A 24,562-nucleotide genomic window follows, 5' to 3' on the forward strand; every position below is an offset into this window, starting at 1 on the left:
GGCACCTACGCAAGTATTGGCCGTCTGCGGGACACCGTCCATGACACGGCACCTGCTCAAGTATTGGAAAGCAAAGCTTAAACGCCTTCACGGCCGCTGCATCATTATCGGCCTTACGGGGGCGCCGGCCTCCGGCAAAAGCACGGTCCTTAAACTGTTCCTGCAGGAGGGCGTTTTTTGCGTTTCGGCGGACGCTCTGGCAAAAGAAGTGTTGACAGAGCCCGAATGTTATAATAGAATCTTAAAGAAGTTCGGCCCCGAGATAGTCCTAAAAGACGGCCTGCCCGACACGCGCGGGCTCTCCCTGGAAATCTTTGGCGACAGTTCCAAAAGAAAATGGCTTGAGGGTTTGCTGCACCCCGAGATTTTGAAGCGTATTTACTCTTTAATAAGAAAATCCCACGCAAAAATAGCGGTAGTTGAAGCGCCTCTGCTTTTTGAAGCCGGGCTCAAAGATTGTTTTGCGTTTACTGTTTGCGTCAGTGCCCCGCCCAAAGCGCGGCGGGCGCGCGCTTTAAAGCGCGGTTGGAGCGCGGTGGAACTGGAAAGAAGGACCTTGGCGCAGTTTGGAGAGGCGCGCAAGGCCGCTCTCTCGGACATTACGCTGATGAACGACGGCGGGGTCGGGGAGTTGAAATTTAAAATAAATGTCCTGTGCGGTTTTTTAAAAGCATTGGGGCCAAAGACAGGGGAAATAAATAATGGAAAACACGGCGGAGAAAAATTCAAAAGATGTGAACATGCAGTTAAGGAGAAACCCTAAAATGGAAAATAATACCAATCCGAATCCCTCTGGCGGCCCGGTTCCTCAGCCGCAGGGCGCTCAGATAATGCCCAAAATGGATGTAACCGTCATGACCAAAATGACGGTGTCCGAACTGCTTAAAATTGCCGAGCAGTTCAAGCTTGAGAGCGTTTCCGGCATGCGCAAGCAGGAACTGATAGGAAAGCTTATGGAAGCCCAGGCCAAGCAAAACGGCATTGTGCACGGCGAGGGTGTTCTTGAAATACTCCCCGACGGCTTCGGCTTTCTGCGTTCGCAGGAATACGACTACCTTTCAAGCCACGAGGACATTTATGTTTCGCCCTCGCAGATAAAAAAACTGGGGCTCCGAAAAGGCGACACTGTAAACGGCCTTATCCGCCCGCCCAAGGAGGGGGAACGCTTTTTCGCCCTTCTGCAGGTGAAAACAGTAAACGGCATTGAGATAGAAAAAATAGGGCACCGCTCGCTTTTTGATAATCTCACTCCGCTGCACCCCAACTCGCGCTTCATACTTGAAAACTCAAAAACCGACCTGACTTCAAGGGTGATAGACCTGATCGCTCCCATAGGCAAAGGCCAGCGGGCGCTTATCGTGGCGGCGCCCAAAACCGGAAAAACCATGATACTTCAGCGCATCGCAAACTCGCTTACCACAAGCCACCCGGAAATAGAACTGCTTGTGCTCTTGATCGATGAGCGACCGGAAGAGGTTACGGATATGAAGCGTTCGGTGAAGGGCGAGGTGATCGCCTCCACTTTTGACGAGCCGGCCGACCGGCATGTGCAGGTGGCCGAGATCGTTCTTGAAAAGGCCAAGCGCCTGACCGAACATAAGAAAGATGTGGTGATACTTCTTGACTCTGTCACCAGGCTCGCGCGCGCCTACAACACCATCTCTCCCTCAAGCGGCAGAGTGCTCTCCGGCGGCCTTGAATCCACTTCTCTGCAGCGGCCCAAGCGCTTTTTCGGCGCGGCCAGAAAACTTGAGGAGGGCGGTTCTCTTACCATTATCGCCACGGCTCTCGTGGAAACCGGCAGCCGCATGGACGATGTCATTTTTGAGGAATTCAAGGGCACCGGCAATTGCGAAATCTACCTTGATCGTAAACTTTCCGACAGGCGTATTTTCCCGGCCATAGATATAAACCGCACCTCCACCCGCAAGGAAGAGCTGCTGATGACCGAAGACGAGCTTAACAAAGTGTGGATACTGCGCAAGGTTCTGGCGCCGCTTTCGCCCGTCGACGCTATGGAACTGCTTTTAACCAAGCTTTCGGCCACCAAATCCAACAAGGATTTTTTGAAGTCAATGGAGATGATTAACCGGTAAAGCGTAACTACTCAGGCAGTCAGAATCCAGCAGCCAGGATTCTGAATTCTGACCCCTGAATTCCATATAATTGGAGTAGTAACGAATGCGCCTGAAAAAAAGCTATCTGCTCATCGGCGTCTGTCTGGCCTTAAGCGTTTACGCTTTCGGTATCGGGACCATGACGCCGGGCGATTACGACAGATTTTCAGTTCTCACCCCGCCCGGTCCTGCGGAGCCCCCTCCTGAGGTTTTTCAAAAAGTGCCGCGCCTTATTCACGCCCGCCACAAGGTGGGCAATGGCGAAAACATAAGGGCGCTTGCCGCGCGTTACAACACCGATGTGCGCTCGCTTCAAAGCACCAATAACAACGAATTTATTTTCCTCTCTCGCGGCGGCTATATGCGCGTATATAACGGCCGCGGCCTCCTTTACGAGGTTACAGGCGGAGGAGAAACCCTAAATGGCCTGGCCGCGCGTTTCAAGCCCAAAGCCGGCGACTTTAAAACTTTCAAAGAATTGATAATAAAGGATAACGACCTGCCGCCCTCGGCCATGCTCGGCAACTACAAATTTAAAAAAGGCGACAGGATTTTTTTGGCTTCGGTTTATTTAAACCTGGATACCTACCGCCTGCCCTTTAACGGCGGCCATATCCGCATCAGTTCGTCTTTCGGCTACCGCTATCACCCCATACTGCACCGCCGCATTTTCCACGATGGCTGCGATATTCCCATGCCGCTTGGCACTCCGGTCTATCCCTCGCGTTCCGGAACCGTGGCTTTCGCGGGCTGGAAGGGGGGATACGGTAATACTGTGGAGGTGCGCCACAAAGACGGCTCTGTGGCGCGCTACGGCCATCTTTCAAAGGTGGAAGTGCGCGTGGGCGAGACCGTGCAGAAATCAAAAAATATGCTAGGCAAAGTGGGTTCCACCGGACAGTCCACGGGGCCGCATCTGCATTTTGAAATAATCACTCCTTCAGGCAGATCCATAAACCCGATGTCCAAAATCGGCAGAAACTAGCCCGAAAGTTGCAGTTGACTGCAACTTTCGCCCCAAAGGGCCGCCCTTTTCCGGCGGCAGGCAGGTGAATGTGCACTCGGCGCGGCGCGCACAAAAAAATGCGCTCAAAACTCGCTCATGAGCGTAAAAGGGCGGGGCAACCCGGCCCTTTTGCCCAATAATTTGCTGAATTATAGGCAAAAGAGCTGCCCTCCGGGCGAATCCTGACTGCAGGATTCGGGCTAGCGGTGGCCGGCGCACAAGATCGTAAGAGGGAACCGAATAGGCGTCAGGCTGAAGCAAGAGGGAGAGGCTTATTTAAAAAGGCAGGGAAATAAAAAATATCCCATCTTTTCCTTCAGCCAGCAGCCCCACGAGTTCAAATCGCTAGTGCAACAAGCGGTGGAATTTATATGTGTCGTGGCTGCAAGTTCGGGGGTCCTGCCGGCGGATTGCCCTTCGCCCCAGACCCGTGGGGGGACCCTCCCGTGGTCCCCCTCCACCCCGTATTGAGGGGTGGAGCCTCCTCTCCGCTACTGGGGCGCAGCGGGCAAACCCGCCGTCACCCCCTCCAATTATTCCCACGACACAACGGTATCCTTACTAACCTTGTTGCACTAGCACCTTGAATGTGCCCCCTCAGCCTTCAGCCTTTTCCTGTCCCGTCAATATGGTATAATCTATAACGGTGTAATTTTAATTTTTAAGGAAAAAACTCATGAAAACCGATATCCACCCTAAATACAGCATTTGCGAAGTTACCTGCGTATGCGGCAATACTTTTCAGACCCGCTCTATCAAACCGGCCATCAAAGTCGAGATATGCTCGGCCTGCCATCCTTTTTATACCGGCAAGCAGAAACTGCTCGACACGGCCGGCCGCGTTGAGAAATTTAAGAAAAAGTTTGCCGCTTCCGACGGGAAAATGGTGGTGCGCAAGCCCAGAAAGGTTATAAAGGCTTCCGTGTCGCCCAAGCATAACAGTAAAGCTAAAAAAGTGCTCTCCTCCGCCCCCAAGAAAACAGAGGCTAAAACTGAAAAAGCCCCTAAAGCGGAGGCGAAACCGGAGACCAAGTAGCTGTTTTTATATTTAAGGCAGGCGTGTTCATATTTTGAAGCGCCTGTTTTTTATTTACAACATGAAAGAAGAAGAGCTTAAAAAAATAAAAGAAGAATTTTCGCAGGTGGAGGACAGGCTGGCCTCGGGCGGGCTTGCCCCGAAAGATATTGAGGCTCTGTCCAGACGGCATTCCTATCTTGACAGCGTGCTTAAAACTTCAGAGGAGCTTGAAAAAGCGCGTGAAGAGACGGAAGGCGCCCGCAAGATGATTTCCGAGCACGATCCGGAGCTGGCGGCCATGGCGATCGCGGAATATGAAACGCTTAAAACCCGGTTGGCCGGGCTTGAAAAAAAACTGAAGCTTCTTATACTCCCGCCGGACCCCGCGGATTCAAAAAATATTTTTCTTGAAATAAGGGCCGGAGTTGGAGGCGACGAATCGGCGCTTTTCGCTTCCGACATGCTGCGGATGTACACTAAATTCGCGCAGGCCATGGGCTGGCGGGTGGAAATAAGGGATTTGAACTATACCGGCCTTAAGGGCATAAAAAACGCTGTCCTCTATATCTCGGGTCAGGAAGTGTATTCCTGGCTCAAGTACGAGGGCGGCGTGCACCGCGTGCAAAGGGTCCCGCAGACCGAGGCTTCGGGCCGGGTGCATACATCTACCGTTACCGTGGCCCTGATGCCTGAAATAGACGTAGTGGAAATAAAGATAGATCCGAAAGATCTGAAAATGGACACCTATCGCTCCGGCGGGGCCGGCGGGCAGAATGTTAATAAGGTGGAAACAGCCGTGCGTCTGACGCATCTGCCAACCGGTACGATCACGCAGTGCCAGCAGGAACGCTCGCAGGGCCAGAACCGCGAGAAAGCTATGCAGCTCATGGCGGCCAAGCTCGCGCGCTTTTCCGAGGAATCGCAGGCTCAGTCGCAGGCGGGGGAACGAAAAAAGCAGGTGGGCACTGGAGACCGTTCGGAAAAAATACGCACCTATAATTTCCCCCAAAGCCGTGTGACCGACCACCGCGTGCAGCTATCCTGGCATAATATCGATGAACTTCTGGACGGCAATATCAGGGCAATGCTGGAGGAAATAAGACTGGATATGTCAACGAAACGCGGTGCTGAAGAAAGCGGGGTCCTCTGATGGTTCCAGGTCCCGGCATTGCGCGTCCACAGGCTGACAGCTTGCTGAAAGAGGCCGTTGCGCGCCTCACGAAAAACGGCATAGAGGAGGCGGACCTTAACGCCCAATGGCTTCTGGCCTCGGCCCTTGGCATTGGACGTTTGGAGCTTTTGGCACGGCGCGAAAGGGAAGTTCCGGCCGCGGCGGAAAGTGTTTTTAAAAAAAATCTGGAGCTGAAAATAAGCGGATGGCCGCTTGCCTACATATTGGGCGAGCAGAATTTCTGCGGGCTGAGGCTTAAAGTGGATAAAGCCGTGCTGGTGCCGCGGCCTGAAACGGAGGAACTGGTAGAACTGGTTTGTACCGGGCTGAAAAAACGCTGGGGCCCGCTTATGGCGCCTGCCGCGGGCTTACAGGGCAAGGTTATTACCCCATCATCCGTTTCGGGACCGGCAGGCCCCGCCAAAGTCGGGCAAGCCCCGCCCTTTTGGTCCCAACGTAAATCCAAAAGAGCGGGGCAAGGCCGTTTTGCGGGCCAGAGGCCTTTGGGACGGCACCTCCAGAGGATTGCAGGTGGCGGGGTCACTCTGCTTGATTTCGGCACCGGCTCGGGCGCCATAGCGCTGGCGCTTGCGGCGCGTTTTCCGGCCCTTAAAGTTACGGCGGTGGACATTTCCGCGCGCGCGCTTAAACGCGCGCGGGAAAACGCCCGCCTGCTTCGCCTTGCCGACAGGGTGAGGTTTTTGAAAGCGGACAGTCTTGGCGCAGTGCCGGGCAGATATAAAGTGATAGTTTCAAACCCTCCCTATATCCCAACCGGGGCGGTGGCCGGTCTGCAGGTGGAGGTGCTCTTTGAGCCGAAACTTGCCCTTGATGGCGGCCCCGACGGCCTGAAAATAGCGCGCCGGCTCATAAAGGAAGCCCCGCGCTCGCTTGAAAAAGGCGGGGAGCTTTTTATTGAAACCGGGGCCGGGCAGTGGAAAGACCTGGCCGGGCTTTTTTCGGGCCGGTTTTGGAGCGAAAGTCGCGCTCTGAAAGATATTAATGGAAAAGAACGTTTTATTTACGGGAGGATGAGGGAATAGCGAATAGGGGATAGCGCAGAGCGGATAGGGAAGGAGTTCCTTGATTCAGTACCTTCTCCGCTAGTCTCTAGCCCCTCGCCCCTGCATTTAACTACTATGGATAATTTTATAATTCACGGCGGTAAACAGCTTCACGGTGAAGTTAGGATCAGCGGTTCAAAAAACGCCGCCCTGCCGATACTGGCGGCCACGCTGCTTACCAGAGAAAGATGCGAAATAAAAAATGTGCCCGAACTCAGGGACATCCGTTCCACCTTTGAACTGCTCAATTACCTGGGCAAGAACTGCTTTTACGGGTATGGCGATTTTGTGGCCGAGGAACGCGTCCCGCTGAAGCTTCACGCCCCCTACGACCTGGTGCGTAAAATGCGCGCTTCCATGCTGGTTGCCGGCCCGCTGCTCGCGCGGTTTAAAAAAGCGCGTTTCTCGCTGCCTGGCGGCTGCTCCATAGGGCTGCGGCCCATAGATATACATTTGGAGGCGTTCAAAAAGCTGGGGGCATCCGTAACATACGAGAAGGGCGATGTGGTGCTCGCCGCCAAAAAACTGAAGGCGGCGCGCGTTAAATTCCGGTTCCCAAGCGTTGGCGCAACCGAGAACCTGATGATGTGCGCCTCTCTTATAGAGGGCCGTACCCTGCTCGAGAATTGCGCACGGGAGCCCGAGATAGCGGATCTGGCCGCCGCGCTTAAAAAAATGGGAGCCAGAATAAAGGGGGAGGGCACGGCCCGCATCGAGATAATCGGCGCGGAGCGCCTTAAAGGCCTTAAACATTCCGTGATGCCTGACCGCATTGAAACCGGAACTTTCATGCTTGCCTGCGCCGCGGCCGGCGGCCGGGTGCGTTTGTCCGGGGCCGCGCCAAAAACCGTGGACACGCTTACCAGACATTTGCGTCTGGCCGGGGTTAAGGTGTCGGTTTTTAAAGACGCGGTTGAAATAAATTCCGGCGGCGGAAGACCCAGGCCGGTCAATGTCCTGACCAGACCTTACCCCGGCTTTCCGACCGACCTTCAGGCCCCCTGGATGGCCTTCATGGTCAGGGCACGCGGCGTATGTTCCGTTAATGAACGTATTTTTGAAAATCGCTTCATACATGCTGCGGAATTTTGCCGCATGGGAGCCGACATCTCAGTGCTGGACAAGAAGGCGCATATACGGGGAGTGGACGCCCTTTTAGGCGCGCCGGTAATGGCTTCGGATTTGCGCGCGGGCGCGGCTCTGGTGGTTGCGGCGCTGGCGGCGAAAGGCAAAACGCTGGTGCGCCGGGTGTATCACATAGACCGCGGTTATGAGCGGTTCGAAGATAAGCTGCGGCGCCTTGGAGCGGATATAGAGAGAGTGAAAAGCTAACGGCAGTGGCTAGCGTATAGAGGCGAGAGGTTAGTGGTGGAATAAAGAACTCCTTCCCTGACCCCTATGCGCTATCCTCTAACCCCTAACTTATGATTTCTTTTGAAGAATCTGAAAAACTTTTATTGGGAAGACAGGGCGTTGTTAAAAAAGACAACTTTATGGCCGCACTGGCTTGCCTTGAGCGGTTTGGCAACCCGCAGGATAAAATAAAGTCCATTCATGTTACCGGCACCAACGGCAAGGGTTCGGTGTGCGCGCTTTTTGAAGCCGCCCTCCGTTCGGCGGGGTTAAAAACAGGCTTATTTATTTCACCACACCTGATCGACCTTACCGAGCGGATACAGGAGGGCGGCGCCGAAATAAGCCGCGCTGATTTCGCCGCGCTTTTTGAAGAGGTTTACGCAGCCGGTCCCGAACTTGGCTTTTTTGAAATTTTAACCTGCATGGCTTTCCTGTACTTTGAAAGGAATAAAACCGATATTGCCATTATAGAAGTGGGGATAGGCGGGCGTTTTGACACCACCAATGTCATAAAGAAACCGGAGCTTTGCGTTATAACCTCGGTTGAACTGGACCATAAAAAATATCTGGGTGATACTTTAGGTTTGGTGGCTTCTCAGAAAGCGGGCATTATAAAGCGGGGTGTTCCATGTCTGGCTCCGGTTTTGAGCGCTGAAGCTATGGCGCCTATAATGGAAGAAGCTGAGCTTAAAAATTCGCCTCTGCACTTTTTCGCCCCGGAATTTGAAATAAAGGCCTATAATTGGAAGAGCGGCTCCATGACGCTCTGCCATAAAAAAACAGGCGAGCTTTATCCCTTCGGCATTTTGGGCGAGCGCCAGAATTCAAACGCCACACTGGTTTACGAAGGGTGTGAAATACTCTCAGGTCTCGGCTGGCCCCTGAAGAAAACGCACACGGCAGCCGGTTTTGAAAAGGCGCGCTGGCCCGGCCGGTTTCAGGTGTTTAAAAGCGGGCCCGCATTCGGAGGCGCGGTGTTCGTGGTTGACGGGGCGCATAACCCGGAGGCGGCCGCGGCTTTCGTGCGTACCTGGGAGGTTTCGCCTTTTGCCGGGGGCAACGCCGCATTCGTAATGGGCATGCTTGAAGACAAGGATTACATACGCATACTTGAGATTATCGCGCCGCACGCGGCAAAAATTATTTTTACAAGGCCCGCTTCTTCGCGCGCGGTCGATCCCTGCGCGCTGGCCGATATTTTTTCCCGTTTAAGGCCCGACGCCTCGATCGAGGTCCAGGAAAACGCGGAGGCGGCTTTATTGTCGGCGTCAAAAAGCGGAACGGCGGCGGTACTGGGGTCGTTCTACCTGGCTGGAGCCGCGCTGAAAATATTAAAGGCAGGGGTTAGCGGCTAGGGGCTAGCGGCGAGGGTTCAGAAATCAGGAACTCCTTCCCTAAACTCTAACCACTAACCTCCAGCCCCTATAATCGAGAGGTATTTATGCTTGGCATAGGAATAGATATCGGCGGTACCAACACCAAACTCACGGTTTTAGATAGAACCGGCAGGTTCTTTCGGGAAGAGCGGTTCCACACCGACCCGGGAGCTGGTCCCTCCAGTTTCATGAACCGGCTTTGCGGAGTATTAAAAGCTTTCAAAAACTCTTACGGAAAGAAACTTGTTTCCGCGGGCGTCGGTATAGCGGGCGATGTGGACCCGGAAAAGGGCCTGCTGCGTTTTTCGCCTAATTTAGGCTGGAGCCGGATGGAGGTGGCCGCTCCCATAAAAAAGATGACGGGTCTCTGTTGTTTTGTGGAAAACGACGCCAATATGGCGGCCTGGGGAGCGTATGTGCTGGAACTAGGCCGCGGGCCGGGTAATGTTCTGGCTATAACACTGGGCACCGGCATAGGTGCGGGGCTTATAGTGAACGGCGGGCTTTACCACGGCGCCACCGGCTCGGCAGGAGAAGCGGGACATGTGAAAATAGTCCCCGGAGGGCGACAATGCCATTGCGGCGGGCGCGGCTGCCTTGAAGCCTATTGCGGCAGTTACGCCCTGTTGCGCGAGGCAAGGGCGCGCATTCCGGATGCCGAGGCTTTTGTTAAAAAATATAGCGCTCCCGGCCGGGAGAAACTGAACACGATCTGCCTTACAAAAGCGGCCGACGCCGGCCATAAAACAGCGGTGGATATTTGGGCTGAGATGGGCGGCTCGCTGGGCCGGGGGTTAGCGGGCATGCTGCTTCTGCTCAACCCCGATTGCGTGGTGCTTACGGGGGGGGTGTCCAGGGCGGCCAGGCATTTCATGCCGGCGCTTAAAGAGGTTTTTCGCGCCCAGCAGATAAAGACGCCATTTAAAACGGTGAAAGTAAAGATCGCCAAAAATGCCGACCTGGGCGCTTACGGCGCGGCCTTGTTCGGGCTTGAGAAAGCGGAGAACGGCAGGGCATAGCGAATAGTGAATAGCGAAATAGGGAAGGCCGTTTGCTGGGCATAGCCCTTGATACGGCACCTACGCAAGTATTGGAAATACGGACCTTTATGATTTATCTGTTTCTATAAGCTATTCGCTAACCCCTATTCGCTGGCAATGATTGTTAAATGAAAATAGTTTTTTTGACGCTTGTACTTTATGTATGCCCGCCTCTGGCGGGGGCTTATGATTTGCCTTCCTCCACCGGCACGCACCATATGGATTTTTCGGCCGATGAGGGGCAATTTAACGAATACACCAGGGTTATAAACCTGAAAGGCAACGCGAGCCTGAAAGAAATTTCATCTGAGGGCAAGACGCTGAAAATAATGCGCGCCGTGGAGATGAGCGTTAATATGGCAAGCCGTACGGCCGTTTCCCCCGGTGATTTTGTGATGGACGACGACACAGGCACAATTTACGGCAAAAGCGGTGTGTTCGATTACGGAGCGGATTCCGGCTTTGTGACGGACGGGCGTCTCGCGTATAAAAATTTTATTTTCCGCGGCAGCCGCATAGAGTTCAATGAGCGCCGCTACCTTTACAGGAAGGCCAGCCTTACCAGTTGTGACGAAGAGCCGCCGCATTACCGCATAAGGGCCAGCCGCATTTACCTGGTGCCAAACAGGTATTTTCTGGCTTACAATACCGTGTTTTTTCTTGGCAGGGTGCCGATTTTTTATTTTCCGGTGCTTTACCGGCCTTTTGGCAGCAGCGGTACGCCTTTTGCGGGGAATTTCCGCCCAGGCTATGACGAGAGGAACGGCGTTTATGTCAAGTCGACCTTTGTCTACAAGTTCAACCCGAACCTCAGCGGCAGGCTTTTTTTGGATTATTTCGCCAAGAAGGGTTTTGGCACCGGCGGCGAGGCGGATTACCGGAAGCCGGAGAAAAACATCTCAAACCTGTCCGTTTACCGCATAAGGGAGACGGGCTCGAAACTCGACCGCTGGGGCGCCAGCGGCGGCTACTGGCACAGCTTTAACCGTTTCAGCGAAAGCGACCCCGCCCGCTATTACAGCCAGTCATCCTTTCGCCTGCTCTCAGACCCGGACTTTAACAATGATTTTTTCCGCAACAACCCCTTTGCCGTAAGTCCCGACAAACAGGCGAGCCTTGCCTTTACCCGGCAGTCAAATTACACGCTGACGCGCCTCAGCATTTCCGAGCACTATGTACGGAGCGCGGACTTAAAGAGCTTTATCAAGGATTCCGAATCTGCGCCGAGGCTTGATTTTAATACCGTGCCTTTTAAGGTCGGCCCTCTGCCGGTTTTAAATTCCTTCACAGGGGATTTTGAAAACGCGCTGGATACCGGAACAAACCAATACCAGCGCAGGGGCCGCGGCGTCTGGACGATGTCAAAACCGGTGCCGTTCAGCAAACATATTATACTCTCGCCTTCGGTTTTTTACGATCAGTCGCTTTTTATCGCCACGTCCGCCGTTATGGCTGATCAGTGGATAGGCCGCTACGGCTCCAATGTCAATCTGCGCTACGACAGTCTTTGGGGCGCGTTCGATTTTAAATATTCATACCTGCGCCGCATGAAAGTTAACCGCCTTGGGCCGGACTCAAAGGCGGCCGACAAGGGGGAGGAGATCAAGTCAATATCCCCGGAACTTTTTATAATGCCGCGCAGAGACATTTACTTTAAGTCCCAGACTTCCTACGATCTTCGGGATTCCTCGCATTCCGTTTTTTCCCAGCGCCTGTCCCCGCTTATCTCCGAATTATATTACTCGCCGCGCCAGGGGCTGGATATATATCTTGAGGATTCTTACATTTTCGGGAATGGCAACCGCAGTTTTATCGCCCAGATTAACGTGGGCGACGAAAAAAACTACTCGCATTCCGGCCTTGCAAATTATAACTCTGACCCCAGCGTCTACATTCTCAACCAGACGTTCGGTTTTAAACCGCGCCCGGACTCCTCCTGGCGCGTTGAGGGCGTTTTGCGCTTCAAAACCGTGCCCGCCGGTTTTATAAGGTTTTCGGAATTTATTTTTTTTGAAAAGAGCCTGATAGTTTACAAGGATTTTCACGATTTCAGGACAAAGTGGGAAGTCCGCACCCGCACGGGGGCTAAAGAGTTTTATTTCCTTATCAGTTTGAAAATGAACGATCACGCGGCGAAAGACGACTTGGACGCTGATTCCAGGAAATTCTGGCATCCCTGGCGGAAAGAGGGGGAGGTCCGGGACTAGGGGTTAGAGAATAGCGAACAGCGAAGCAGGGGAAGAAGGTTAAGAAAAACAAAAAAACATCAAAATCCGTGTTTCCACCCCTATTCGCTATTCGCTTGAGTTTCGTAAAATGATAAAATAGATTTCAGGAGAAAATTTAAACATGAAAAAACGGCTTTGGCTGGTTACCGGCGGGGCGGGTTTCATAGGCTCCAACATAACGGAAGAACTTATAAAAAGAGGGGAGCGGGTGCGTGTTTTTGATAATTTCTCCACCGGCAGGAAAGAGAACCTGGAACCTTTTGCCGGTAAATTTGAACTGGTAAAAGGCGATTTGCGACAGCCCCCGGACCTTGTCCGCGCCATGAAGGGTGTTACTTATGTTCTGCATCAGGCGGCTTTCCGTTCCGTGCCCAAGTCCGTTGACAATCCCCGCGCCGCTAACGATAATAACGCCACCGGCACGCTTAACGCTTTAATGGCGGCAAAAAAAGCGGGGGTGAGACGTTTTGTGTATGCGGCCACAAGTTCCGCTTACGGGGAATGCCGCGTGTTCCCGCAGAAGGAAAGTTTGCCGACCGCGCCGGTATCGCCTTACGCGGTGAGCAAACTGGCCGGGGAGCATTATTGCCACGTGTTCGCGAAAACTTACGGGCTTGAAACCGTGGCGCTGCGCTATTTCAACGTGTTCGGACCAAGGCAGAATCCGGAATCCGTTTACTCGGCTGTCATTCCGAAGTTCATGGAGCTGGCAGCGCAGGGCCGTCCCCTTGAGGTGCACTGGGACGGCAGGCAGTCCCGCGATTTCACCTTTGTCAGCAATGTGGTGGACGGTAATATACGCGCGGCCCTGGCGCCAGGGGTTTCCGGCAAGGTGTATAATGTAGCCACCGGGTCAAACATCTCGCTTCTGGATATTGTCAGGGAACTTGAGCGTATTCTTGACCGGAAAATAGAAAAGGTTTTTCTGCCGAAGCGCCGCGGCGATATCCGTAAGACTTACGCGGATATTACCCGCGCCCGCAGGGAGCTGGGCTTTAAGCCGCTGGTGATGTTCCCGGAGGGCATCAAGCTTACCTGGGATTATTTTTTTAAAAAGTTCAACGGAGATAAACAATGATCTTTAATGTTTCGTCGGGGTCCGGTTGGATCGAAGTGGTCTGCGGCAGCATGTTTTCCGGCAAGACCCAGGAACTGATACGGCGCCTTAAACTGGCGAACATCGCCCGGCAGAAGGTGCAGGTTTTTAATTCTCATCTGGATACGCGCTACTCCAAGGAGCATTTGGTGTCGCACGACAAGACTATGCTGGCGGCTAAGCCCGTAAAAACCGCTAAGGAGATCCTTAAAGAAATAGCTCCGGACACGCAGGTGGTGGGTATAGATGAGGCGCACTTTTTCGGGGAAGAAATAGTGGAAGTCTGCCAGAAGCTCGCGGATTCTGGTAAGCGCGTGATAGTGGCGGGCCTGGACCAGGACTACCGCGGCTCGGCGTTTTTAAACATGGCAAGGCTTATGGCCGTGTCGGAGTTCGTGACCAAGAACCTGGCGATCTGCATGGTTTGCGGCAACCCCGCACATTTCAGCCAGCGTTTAAGCGACAGCGGCCGCAGGATAGAGGTGGGTTCGGGAGACAAATACGAAGCCCGCTGCAGAAAGTGCTTCAAGCCTGAAAAGTAAAAATGCCGTAGGCCATAAGCCATATGCCATAAGCTTCGGGAGGTCCTTATAAAAGCATATGGCATACGGCTTCAAGCATATGGCAAGTAATGATAGTTATTTAAATAAGGCATCCGATATGTACATCCCTAAAGACAGCAACACCCCCAAACTTTTCCCGGACTTTTTCCATCTGGGCGTCAAGCTTGATTCTTCCAACCGCTGGCTGAAGCTGGCTTCGATCATCCCGTGGGAGCGTCTTGATGAGCTCTACGGACGCTATTTTTCAGAGACAGGCCGCCCCGCCAAAGATTCGCGGCTCGTTTGCGGACTTCTCATTCTTAAACAACTCAAGAACCTGTCGGACGACGAGGCCGTCAACGAGTTCAAGGAAAATCCTTACATACAGGCCTTTTGCGGCTGCGAGTATTTCGTGACGGAGAATGCGCCGGCTTCCGGGCTTCTTTCGGAGCGCAGGAAGCGTCTCGGAGAGGATTTTTTTGATTACCTTGAAGGCGACGTGGCCAGGATACTCCGAGAGCAGAAATTTGTCCGCCCGAAATCGCGCGCCCAGGAAAGGCCCGGCATCCTGGGTTCCATCATCACCTCCATCCGCGGTCTGTTCGGAAAATAAACCTTCCGTATCATTTTAATATCTGCTCAGTAAAAACCGGTAGCCGCTTCATGCGCGGTTAAATCGGTTCACTGGAATTTTTTTGCAGGTTTGCAAAGTCGTGGCGACCAGCGGGTTTGGCATCCCGCTCCCGCAGGAACCCCTCCCGTGGTTTCCCCCCGAAACGGGGCCCCCCATCCGCTAAGGGAGCGGGATGCCAAACCCGCCGGTTCCACTCCCAAAATTTTCCTTCCTTACTTTATATAAATAACCCCACCCTGATGGTGAATCCTATCCCACCCCCAAGGTCGCAGCCAAGCCTATAAAAAACTCAGGCTACTTTTATTAAAAAAGTAGCCTGAGTTCTTTCTGCACCCGAAATTATATTTTATGTTTGTGAAGATATGAAACAACAGGTTTGTAGGTATTATCGATTACATCGAGCACAAATTTTTTAAGTCCCTCGGATTCCACATTTGTAATGTCACTATCAGCAATCTTATACTCAGGACCTGCCCAGATACACCTCCAACAAGGCCATTGCTTCATGGTGCCTTCGAGTTTCGGCAATTTTGATTTGACAGCCTTTCGCATATTTTCCGCGTATTCGACATATTTAGGCGACTGACCAGAACCATCCTTTTTACCACACCATGCCATTAGTCTAATAGTAAAAGTGGCTGAGTTATCATCCGAATGTAACTGGTAATAAACCTCAAAATCATCTTGATACAAGCCTTGAAGTGAAATGTTGAATTCTCGGGGATATGGTGTTGCCCTAGGATGATGCCATGCAATATATGCGCTTGGATATTCAGTCTTTAATTCTCGCACCAAATACTCGTAGATTAAATTTCTCAAATTTGGTAAAAAAATATTTTTCCTAATCAGTTCTAAAGCATTTTGTCTTCTCGGACTACTGGAAATCTTTGTTTTTATAGAACTTTTCACAGTCCCTCCGTTTGTGCACTCTAAAATATGCTTTTCAATATAAATCGGAAACGCTTTGAGTAACATTTTCGCATCTGCGTTCTGGCACCTTGCTTGAGAGTGTAACGCAACGGGGAGTAATTCTTTATAAGATAGTGCACGAACCAGACAGTTAGATGCTAATTTATCGCTTGCGGTTTTTGGAGCTTTTCCCAATGGATTAAGGAAGACCAATAATTTGGGTGATTTCGGAAAAGAATGTATGAGAGCTTTCTGATAGTCGGATAATTGAGCATCTCTTTCTTTTGCAAAAACTTTATTTTCTATTCCTAAAGCCAATATTGTTTTGCTCGCCCCCTTGCTCTGAGAATCTTTAACTGTAACTAATATATCAAGGAATTTATTCTCATGTGTTTTCCAAGGAGAAGAAGTGTTGGACTCAAGTGAGTCACAAGATTTAACATCCTTCTTGAAAATCAAAAGAAATTGTTTAAGAAAATAATCCCCTAAACCATGTGACTCACCGCTATTTAAAAAATACGCAATAATTCTTGAAAAAGCATTCTCATTAATAAGATCTTGAAAAATATCCAATACTGAGTTGTTGTCAGCATATTTCTCAAATTGGTGAAAGAAATTGTCATCTAGCAGCTTTAAGATAGTAATCATGTCTCGCATATTTTAATTATTTATTGGCTGACGCCCCTAATTACTTTGGATATTATACCCCAAATCAGGGCCATGGCTTAAATTTTTACAAGCTTGGTTGCGATCTTGTGGGCGGGTAATTCGGCTGTATCATAAAAGGGCGGGGTTGTTATAATATTTTAAAGTTTTTCACGGTTTATAATAAATATCACAAAGGAGCCAGCAGGTTCCCTGGGCGCTCCATTCGAGGGTTTTAAGTCCGTGGTCTGGAGCGTATCGCTATCATTAGCGACGGCGGTGAATGTCTGAGCCTCGCACTGTGTGCGAGGCGAGTTCGCACGCCGGCGGAAGACCACGGGCTTCTTCCCCAAAACCCGGTCTCGGAGCGCCCAGGGAACCTGCTGGCTCCTTTAAATAAATAATTATTAAATCCAGAAACTACGGCCCCCAGTTAGGGGTATAGGAATTACCTTCAAGTTCGGTAAGGGGATGCGGGGCGCTGCCGTCGGAATCCATTATGAAAATTTCTCTGCGGCCGCGTCTTGTTGAGGTAAAAGCTATAAAACGGCCATCGGGTGACCAGGAGGGGTCTTCATTGTTCCCCGCTTTATTTGTGAGGCGCCGTATTTGGCCGCCCGTGAGGTCGGTCAGAAAAATATTCATGTTCTCCTGGGGGGTTTCGCGCCCGGAAAACACTATCCAGTCGCCCGCGGGGGACCATGAGGGCGAATCACACCAGTTCAGGCGGGTCAGGCGGCGTATTTTGCCGGAATCCGTTTCAAGCACATGCACCTGCGGGTTGCCGGAGCGGTTCGAAATAAAGGCTATCTGTTTGCCGTCGGGAGAATAGGTGGGCGAGGAACTTACCGCGAAATTGGTCAGGAGTTTTTTCAGCGCTTTAGTAACCACGTCAAGAGCGTAGATATTGGGGTCGTCGCCCCGCGACAAAGTCATTACCATGGTCATTCCGTCGGGCGAGATGCCGCCGGGAATATTGAGGCCCTGAAAGGTGGTGAAGGGTCGGATCTTGCCGGCTTTCATGTCAATTTCGAACATGTCGGGGTTGTTGTAACGGTAAGTGGTGTAATAAATGCGCGAAGCGTCCTGTGACCAGCGCGGCAAAAGGGCTATTGATTTGTCGTGGGTGAGCCGGATGAGGTTTTCACCGTCGTAGTCAATGGAGTAAATTTCCTTGTTGCCGGTGGTGTTATTCGCGAAGGCGAGCTTTGAATGGGCGATGCCCCTGCGCCCGGTCAGACGCAGCACAGCGTCGTCCGCGAAAAGATGCGCCGCGCGTCTGAGGGCGCGCGGCTCGCCCTGATAATACTTGTCAAGCAGTACCTTGCCGGTTTCCAGGTCATAAATCCTTCCTGAGAATGTCCATACTTTTCCCAGGTCCGAAGCTTTGGCCGTAATAAGATGTCCCGCCAGGTTTTTCCAAAATGCCATGGCTTCAGGACCGGAACTTAAATTGACGGTATTCAACGGTTCTTCTTTTAAATCGAAATATCTGGAGTAAAGCAGATCCGAACGCACTATATCGCGGAAAGTTTCAGCCAGCTTCAGGTCCTCAGGCGAGTCTAAGCGCGAGGGTAAAAAAGAGGCCAGTGCAAGCGCGGTTTTGGGGACTTCTCTCTGGTTTTCCACGCCTATATAAACTTCCGTCTCCGCGCGGGCGGCTCCCGCGCGGAAAAGCAGAAATATCGCCAGAATGACCGATTTTTTCATGGATTTCTTAAATAGCGCTGAAGAGCTGGAAGTTCTGAAGCGCTGAAATCGGAACTGGAGCGTTGTATGATTCCGGAGACTTCAGCGCTTTGTTGAAAACCAAAAAAACGCAACGGGCTTAAGGATTTCCTTGAAATCACTGTTCGCTATTTGCTGTTCGTTGCTCACTGCTCACTGTTCCACGGATATTAATGGTGCGCGGGTTTTGCCTTGTGCGCGTCGGCCTTGGCGGGGTTAAGCTTTAAAAGATACTCTCTTGCTGTTTTAGCCTCGGCTGATTTTGGAAAATCCGTTTCTATGGATTGCAGGTAACTGATGGCCTCGCCTTTTTTATCTTCCGGCAGTTTCAATATGGAAAGCGCGTATTTAAGCCGGACTACCGGCACGCGCTGTGATTTGGGATATTTCTCAAGAGTGGTGCCGTAGGACATGGCCGCCTCTTTCCAGTGTCCCTTGAGGTATAGCGATTCCCCCAGGTAATAATAAGCGCCTTCCGCCATATCGCCCGCGGGGAAGCGGGAGAGATAATTCTTAAAGCCGCTGACGGAGGCGTCAAAGTTATTGTTGAGGAAAGCGGAGTACGCGTCGTTATATATTTTGGCGGGAAGCAGGGCGGTTTCCACCTCTTCCTGCTGTTTTTTTATGGTCTGCCCTATGGCGTTCACTCGCTTGTTCATGCCCGAGTCCACTTCATCAAGGCGCGAGGAAAGTTTTTCCATGCGCGAGGTGATGTCTTTCAGGCTTTCCGAGAACACATTCAGGCTTGTGGAGAGATTGTCCATCTTCACGGCCAGGTCCGCCTGATTTTTTTGCATGTTGTTAAGATTGGTGTTCAGGTCATCCATCTGGCTCTGCATCTGCAGCATGTCATGCTGGGTGGCCACGCAGCCGGCGGCGGCTATCAGCGCCGGAAACAAAAGCAGGTGTTTTAGTTTTACCATGTTTTACTTTGCCTTTACTTTGGTCTCAGCGCGTCTGTTCTGCTGCCAGCAGGTTTCAGTTTCCTCGCTGCAAAGGGGTTTTTCCTTGCCGTAGGAAATGGTGCCGAGCGCGCTGTCGGAAACGCCAAGGCGGACGTAGTAGTCGCGCACCTCTTTGGCCCTTTTCTGGCCAAGCGCCAGATTGTATTCGATCGTTCCGCGCTGGTCGCAATGGCCTTCCACCATCACGGTCCAGTCTTTGTGGGTCTTCAGTATATCGGCGTTTTTCTGCAGGGCCTGTCTTGACGCCTCGGACAGCGTGTAGCTGTCCAGATCAAAATTGACGGTTACAATGTTTTCCTGTGAAACAAATTCCCCGCCGCGTATATTCGCCTCGTAGCCGGCGGTGTCGGTGCTTTCCTGTATCTCAAGAGTGGGGGCAGTAGTAGTGTCGGTAACCATGTCGGTTTTGGCGCCGGCGGCGTTTTTTACGTTTTTATTGACGCAAGAAGCAAGACTAAGCGCTAAAAGCGGCAAAGCGGCCAAAACTAAAAGTCTGATTTTCATCAATTCCTCCGTATACATTAAACTCGCGTATATAATCTATAAAAAAAACAGACAAAACACAAACGAATTAACAGGCAGATGCGCTTTAACTTGTAACTTGTGACCTGCAACTTGCGGCTTGTTACGCCGTCCTCTCGGTCAGCGCGTTTATGTAATTTTTTAATTCTGCGGCACGGTCTTTTTCCGGCAGCAGCTCTACCAGCGGAAAGATGGCGGCCCGCGCCCGTTCGCGCGCTTTTTCCCGGGCGGCTTTGGCAAAGCCTCTTTTTACCACTATGTCGGCCGCGCGCATCACGCTTATCAAATCTCTTGAGCCGGAGGCGGAAAAAGCGGCCATGAGCTTTTCAAGCTCCGGTCCGGAAACTTTATCTTTAAGCGCCAAAATAAGCGGCAGGGTGCGTTTACCGTCAAAAATATCTTTAAATCTGTCCTTGCCGGAGTTTGACGCTTCGCTTTCAAAATCAAGCGCGTCGTCCACCAGTTGAAAGCAGACGCCTGTTTCCTCCCCAAGACGGGCGCAGGGCTCGAACAGGGCCGGCTTTTTTGCAAGGCGGGACAGGGTGAGCGCGCACCAGCGGAACAAAGAGCCGGTTTTTAAAGCGATAATGCGATAAATTTCTTCCTCGCTCATGCCCAGGCCTTTTGAATTTTCCTCAAGCAGAGCGCCTTCGGTCATGCGGTGTACGGAGTTCACCAGCTCTTCGGCCGCGCCAGGCGCCGCCTGCGCCGCCCGGTCAAAGGCAATGGCTATCAGCAGGTCGCCGACAAGTATGGCCTTATTGACGCCCAAAGACGCGTTAAGCGTGGGAACGCCCCTTCTGGTGGAGGCTTTGTCTACGCAGTCGTCATGCAAAAGAGAGGCCGTGTGCGTAAGTTCGGCGGCAATGCCCACGCGCTCCGAGAGCGGGCGTTTGATGCCAAGGGCGTCCCCCATCAGGATTGAAAAGCGGGCCCTGGCGGCCTTGCCAAGAAAATTGAAAGGAATCCGGCTTATGTCAAAAACAGAAGGGTCGATGCCGCGCAAAAGCCCGCCGATCCCGTCATCTACCCGTTTCAGCGAGAGCGCAAGGCCGTCAGTTTTAAGCATGAACGACTATTTTAGCATTTTGCCGGCTGAGCGTTTGTTTTACGGGGAAGCCCCGCAGTGTCTGAAGTTATGCTTTTTGGGGAGTTTAAGATGAGATGTCTTTTATCTCCGATGGCGGTTTTTGTGCTGCGATCACAGGGCTGCTGATTTTTTCAGCCGCCCTATTTTATAAAATCCACTTCCGGCCAGTCGCTGGGAGTGCCGTCCACCGAAGTCAGGCGCGCGTCCTCTTTATTGACAGTGCTCATCTGCTGGAAGGATTCTTTCAGCTCGGAAAGTGAAACGTCGAATTTTTTGACTTTTAAAAGTACCAGATAGAAAACCCCCGCCATAATAAACGACGCCGGCGCTATATATAACCACGAAGCCGAATTCAGCCGGAACAGGAAAACCGCGCACAGAAATTCCCAGAAAGCCAGCACAAAACTCGCTCCCAAAAACAGATAGGAAATGACGATGTTGTATTCGTCGTTTTTAGGCAGCGAGATAACAAGCATTATCAGGGCTATGTCTATTAAAAGCAGGTACACGGAGCGTAATACCCAGTTTTTCCATCTTTGTTTTGAAACCACCACTATCCCGTAAAACGGGTCGTCAATTATTTCAGCATCTTCATACTCTTCGGTTACGGTAGGCTGCGGTATGGCGGGTGTGGCCTGGTTATCTTCGGGGGAATAGTCAAAGCTCTGAGCGTTCTTGTCGGTGTAGTTAATAGCCGAAACCGGAGCGGCCAAAAGGAAGGCCAGGCCAAGGCCGGCGGCCAGTATTAGCGGGTAATATATTTTTGCTCTCATTTAATGTCCTTGGATCAAGGCAGGGGGTGTGGAAATAATGAACTCCTTCCCTAATCCCCTATCCGCTTTCCCCTAAACCCTGCTCTTAATTCTAATTCCCATCTTCTTCTCCGAGTTTCGGTATCACATGCCTGGTGTCGGAATCGATTTTATAATAACTGGTATTGCCTATCTTCAGCTTTTGCGCGGAAAATTGTACTTCTTTCAGCCTTTTCATTGTTTCTTTCGGCGCGCTGGCCTTTACTCTTATCTCTCTTTTTACCTGGGTGCGGTCGGAAAAATGCCAATACGCGGATACAAAACTGCCTATCACGCAGGTGATTATAACTCCGCTGAGCAGGTATTGCTCCCGGTCTTTGCGTATCCAGAACCTTCGTGTGTTCATAAAGCCGCCTTATCAGCTGTCCAGCCGCCCGGCGGAAATTCCTGAAATTTAATCACTGATTTCCTCCAGGATGGCCGTAAGCCTTGAAATTTTTCCGGCGGTGTCCGAGGATCTGGCTTTTATTTTTTCAACTTCGGCGGCCGGGGCGTGTGCCGCGAATAACGGGTCGTTCAGGCGCACAAGGCATTGCGCGTTTTCTAGGCGGATGCGCTCCAGTTCTTTGGCCAGCCGGCCTTTTTCTTTTTCCAGATCCACCGCCCCGTCTATAGGCATGTATATATTAAAAGGCCCTGAAATGGCGCTTACCGATCTTGGCGGTTTGGCAAGACCCTCTCCCAGAGTGAAGTCTTCCACCTTGGCCAGCAGTTTAACATAGCCGGCGCCGGCCTTAAGACGTTCAAGCGCGGCCGCGTCGGAAGAGGCCGCCAGGATCTTTATTGTTTTGCCCGGCGGTATTTCAAACTGAGCGCGGGCCGTGCGTATCTGGGTAGTCACGTCCATAAGCTCTTTCATAAGCGCCGAAGCGCCGGTGGCGGTTTTAGGGGTCTCCGGCCAGCTTTCCTGCAACAAATAGCCCGCGTTGTCCTGTTTGCCCTTGCCGTTTTCTATTCCTTCTGACTTCTGGCTTCTGACTTCTGATGTTTTAAGATACGGTTTCAGGCTTGAATAAAGCTCCTCTGTTATAAAAGGCATGAAAGGATGCAGAGCTTTCAAGGCGCCCGTAAAAAGCTCAAGCATGAACCCAAGCACTTTTTCCTTATCCGGCCCGGCAAGGCGGGGTTTTGCCAGTTCCAGGTACCAGTCGCACAGGTCGTCCCATACGAAGGAGTAAAGCGCGTCCTGGGCCTTGGGAAGGTCGTATTCAGCCATGGCCGCCTTTGAGCGTTCAAGCGCTTCGGCGTAGCGTTCCATTATCCAGCGGTCGGCAAGTTCGTCCGGGCGCGCGGAGCTTGCCGGTGCTGGCGTTTCAGGCAGGTACATCTGTATGAAGCGCGCCGCGTTGTAAAGCTTGTTCACGAAATTACGGCCGCCTATTATGGCGTCGTCGGAGAAGGGGATATCCTTTCCTCCCAGAGTCTGCGCCATAAGAGAGAAACGTATGGCGTCGGTGCCGTATTTTTCTATCATAACCAGCGGATCTATAACATTGCCTAGAGACTTAGACATCTTTTTGCCGTGCTTGTCCCGCACGATGCCGTGCAGATACACCTGGCTGAACGGCGGACGCCCCATATGTTCAATGCCGCTCATTACCATGCGGGCCACCCACAGGTAAAGTATTTCGTATCCGGTGACCAGCACTGAGGCGGGATAATAGTATGCCAGCTCTTTTGTCTTTTCCGGCCAGCCGAAAATGGAAAAAGGCCACAGTGCCGCAGAGAACCAGGTGTCCAGCACATCCGGATCCTGCAGCAGGTCCGTTCCACCGCAATCAGGGCAGGCGGCGGGTTTCTCGAAGGAAATTACAGGTTTGGCTCCCTGGCTGAAAGAGACCCGCGAAAGGTCCCCGCTCTCCGAGAATTTAAGGCCCGGCCCCGAGCATTTGCGGCAGTACCAGGCGGGAATGCGGTGACCCCACCAGATCTGGCGGGAAATGCACCAGTCCTGTATGTTGCCCAGCCACTCCGTAAAAGGCTTTTTCCAGGAAGGGGGATAGAATTTGACGTCCCCGTTATCGGCGGCGGCTATTGCGGGTGCCGCCAGGCCTTTCATTGTTACGAACCATTGCTCGGAAACCAGCGGTTCTATGTGCTGATTGCAGCGGGAACATTTGCTTACTGAATGTTTATAATGTTCCTCTTTTTCAAGCAGGCCGGCTGCGGCCAGGTCTTCAACTATCAGCTTGCGGGCCGCCTGTACGCTCAAGTTCGAGTATTTGGCCGGACAATTAGTCATGTGGCCTTCATAGGAAATTACGCGTATAACTTCCAGACTGTGGCGCTGGCCGATCTCAAAATCAAGCGGGTCGTGGGCGGGGGTCACTTTAACCGCGCCCGTGCCGAAGCCTTTTTCCACTCCCTCGTCGGTCACCAACGGTATAAGGCGGTCAGTCAGCGGCAGCCGCAGCTTTTTGCCGGCCATACCTTTATATCTTTCATCTTCCGGATGCACGGCAACCGCGGTGTCGCCTAGCATGGTTTCAGGCCGGGTGGTGGCCACGGTAACAAAGCCGGAGCTGTCTTCAAAAGCGTAGCGTATGTGCCATAACTTTGATTTTTCGTCCTCGTGTTCAACTTCAATGTCCGAGAGTGCGGTTCCGCAGCGCGTGCACCAGTTTATCATGCGCTCGCCGCGGTAAATAAGTCCTTTCTTCCAAAGCGACCGGAAAGTTTCGTACACGGAAGCGGCCCGTTTCTCGTCCATGGTGAAGCGCACATTGCCGGGGTTGAGATCGAGGGCGCAGCCCAGCTTGCGAAGCTGGCTTAATATGAGGGTACCGCATTCTCCGTACCAGGCCCAGGTGCGCTTTAAAAATTCTTCGCGGCCCAGATCGTGGCGGCTTTTCCCCTCGGCTTTAAGCATTTTTTCCATTACGTTCTGGGTGGCAATGCCGCCGTGGTCGGTGCCAGGCACCCAGCAGGCTTCCCGGCCGAGCATCCGCTGATAGCGCACCAGCACATCCTGCAGAGTGTAGGTAAGGGCGTGTCCCATGTGCAGGGCGCCGGTTATGTTCGGAGGGGGGATCACCACAACGAAAGGCTTGCGGTCAGGACTCGGGCTTGAAATAAAAAGCCTGTCTTTTTGCCAGGCGTCGGCCCACTTGGCTTCTACCGGCTTGGGATCATAAGTCTTGCTTAACATGGTGTCCTTCTACTGAGTTGCGTCTAAGAGTCTTGGGGTCTTAGGGTCTTGGAGTCGAAGAGTCTTAGAGTCAAACCTCGACTCTCAGACGCTCA

The 24,562-nt window shown here is 52.2% G+C and carries 21 protein-coding genes; 13 read left to right on the plus strand and 8 right to left on the minus strand.

The window, feature by feature from the left end; genetic code table 11:
• Positions 1–40 precede the first annotated feature (40 nt).
• The 13 genes from coaE (at position 41) to NTX59_04450 (ending at position 14,627) form a co-directional block, all read left to right on the plus strand.
• Complete coding sequence (gene coaE, locus NTX59_04390) at positions 41–763, plus strand: dephospho-CoA kinase (GenBank protein ID MCX5784906.1); 723 nt, start codon at positions 41–43, stop codon at positions 761–763.
• Between the two features lie 76 nt (positions 764–839).
• Positions 840–2,096: a transcription termination factor Rho gene (gene rho / locus NTX59_04395; GenBank protein ID MCX5784907.1), complete on the plus strand. Its 1,257-nt coding sequence runs from the start codon at positions 840–842 to the stop codon at positions 2,094–2,096.
• An 85-nt stretch (positions 2,097–2,181) separates the two neighbouring features.
• Complete coding sequence (locus NTX59_04400) at positions 2,182–3,102, plus strand: M23 family metallopeptidase (GenBank protein MCX5784908.1); 921 nt, start codon at positions 2,182–2,184, stop codon at positions 3,100–3,102.
• 697 nt (positions 3,103–3,799) lie between these two features.
• Entirely contained in the window at positions 3,800–4,159 is a 360-nt protein-coding gene (rpmE, locus tag NTX59_04405; GenBank protein ID MCX5784909.1) for a 50S ribosomal protein L31, read from the plus strand.
• Between the two features lie 34 nt (positions 4,160–4,193).
• The gene (gene prfA, locus NTX59_04410) at positions 4,194–5,291 is read left to right on the plus strand and encodes a peptide chain release factor 1 (protein MCX5784910.1); all 1,098 of its coding nucleotides are present in this window, start codon (positions 4,194–4,196) and stop codon (positions 5,289–5,291) included.
• Entirely contained in the window at positions 5,291–6,355 is a 1,065-nt protein-coding gene (locus NTX59_04415) for a peptide chain release factor N(5)-glutamine methyltransferase (protein ID MCX5784911.1), read from the plus strand. The genes prfA and NTX59_04415 overlap by 1 nt, the downstream gene beginning before the upstream one ends.
• Before the next feature lie 96 nt (positions 6,356–6,451).
• Positions 6,452–7,708 (plus strand): UDP-N-acetylglucosamine 1-carboxyvinyltransferase, encoded by a 1,257-nt coding sequence (murA, locus tag NTX59_04420; GenBank protein MCX5784912.1) that lies wholly within the window; start codon positions 6,452–6,454, stop codon positions 7,706–7,708.
• A gap of 92 nt (positions 7,709–7,800) precedes the next feature.
• Positions 7,801–9,087 (plus strand): bifunctional folylpolyglutamate synthase/dihydrofolate synthase, encoded by a 1,287-nt coding sequence (locus tag NTX59_04425; protein MCX5784913.1) that lies wholly within the window; start codon positions 7,801–7,803, stop codon positions 9,085–9,087.
• Between the two features lie 86 nt (positions 9,088–9,173).
• Complete coding sequence (locus NTX59_04430; protein MCX5784914.1) at positions 9,174–10,127, plus strand: ROK family protein; 954 nt, start codon at positions 9,174–9,176, stop codon at positions 10,125–10,127.
• 149 nt (positions 10,128–10,276) lie between these two features.
• A complete protein-coding gene (locus NTX59_04435; protein ID MCX5784915.1) occupies positions 10,277–12,355 on the plus strand; it encodes a hypothetical protein in 2,079 nt (692 codons plus the stop codon).
• A gap of 142 nt (positions 12,356–12,497) precedes the next feature.
• Complete coding sequence (locus NTX59_04440; protein ID MCX5784916.1) at positions 12,498–13,454, plus strand: SDR family oxidoreductase; 957 nt, start codon at positions 12,498–12,500, stop codon at positions 13,452–13,454.
• Positions 13,451–14,014: a thymidine kinase gene (locus tag NTX59_04445; GenBank protein MCX5784917.1), complete on the plus strand. Its 564-nt coding sequence runs from the start codon at positions 13,451–13,453 to the stop codon at positions 14,012–14,014. Before NTX59_04440 ends, NTX59_04445 begins: the two co-directional genes overlap by 4 nt.
• 118 nt (positions 14,015–14,132) lie before the next feature.
• Positions 14,133–14,627 carry a transposase gene (locus NTX59_04450; protein ID MCX5784918.1) on the plus strand — a complete coding sequence of 165 codons (495 nt, stop codon included), beginning with the start codon at positions 14,133–14,135 and terminating at the stop codon, positions 14,625–14,627.
• Between the two features lie 360 nt (positions 14,628–14,987).
• Here NTX59_04450 and NTX59_04455 read toward each other — a convergent pair whose 3' ends face one another.
• The 8 genes from NTX59_04455 to NTX59_04490 all read right to left on the minus strand — a co-directional run bounded on the left by NTX59_04455 (position 14,988) and on the right by NTX59_04490 (position 24,467).
• Positions 14,988–16,205: a PD-(D/E)XK nuclease family protein gene (locus NTX59_04455; protein MCX5784919.1), complete on the minus strand. Its 1,218-nt coding sequence runs from the start codon at positions 16,203–16,205 to the stop codon at positions 14,988–14,990.
• Between the two features lie 417 nt (positions 16,206–16,622).
• Positions 16,623–17,912 carry a DPP IV N-terminal domain-containing protein gene (locus tag NTX59_04460; GenBank protein MCX5784920.1) on the minus strand — a complete coding sequence of 430 codons (1,290 nt, stop codon included), beginning with the start codon at positions 17,910–17,912 and terminating at the stop codon, positions 16,623–16,625.
• 188 nt (positions 17,913–18,100) lie between these two features.
• Complete coding sequence (gene bamD, locus NTX59_04465; protein MCX5784921.1) at positions 18,101–18,853, minus strand: outer membrane protein assembly factor BamD; 753 nt, start codon at positions 18,851–18,853, stop codon at positions 18,101–18,103.
• A gap of 3 nt (positions 18,854–18,856) precedes the next feature.
• Positions 18,857–19,399 (minus strand): peptidoglycan-associated lipoprotein Pal, encoded by a 543-nt coding sequence (gene pal, locus NTX59_04470; GenBank protein ID MCX5784922.1) that lies wholly within the window; start codon positions 19,397–19,399, stop codon positions 18,857–18,859.
• A gap of 121 nt (positions 19,400–19,520) precedes the next feature.
• Positions 19,521–20,486: a polyprenyl synthetase family protein gene (locus tag NTX59_04475; protein ID MCX5784923.1), complete on the minus strand. Its 966-nt coding sequence runs from the start codon at positions 20,484–20,486 to the stop codon at positions 19,521–19,523.
• Positions 20,487–20,647: 161 nt separating this feature from the next.
• Positions 20,648–21,280, minus strand: a complete 633-nt coding sequence (locus NTX59_04480) for a hypothetical protein (protein MCX5784924.1) — start codon at positions 21,278–21,280, stop codon at positions 20,648–20,650.
• Positions 21,281–21,371: 91 nt separating this feature from the next.
• Entirely contained in the window at positions 21,372–21,665 is a 294-nt protein-coding gene (locus NTX59_04485) for a hypothetical protein (protein ID MCX5784925.1), read from the minus strand.
• Positions 21,666–21,713: 48 nt separating this feature from the next.
• Positions 21,714–24,467, minus strand: a complete 2,754-nt coding sequence (locus tag NTX59_04490) for a valine--tRNA ligase (GenBank protein MCX5784926.1) — start codon at positions 24,465–24,467, stop codon at positions 21,714–21,716.
• Positions 24,468–24,562: the final 95 nt, after the last annotated feature.

Source organism: Elusimicrobiota bacterium (assembly GCA_026388155.1).
Lineage (GTDB): Bacteria > Elusimicrobiota > Elusimicrobia > Elusimicrobiales > UBA9959 > UBA9634.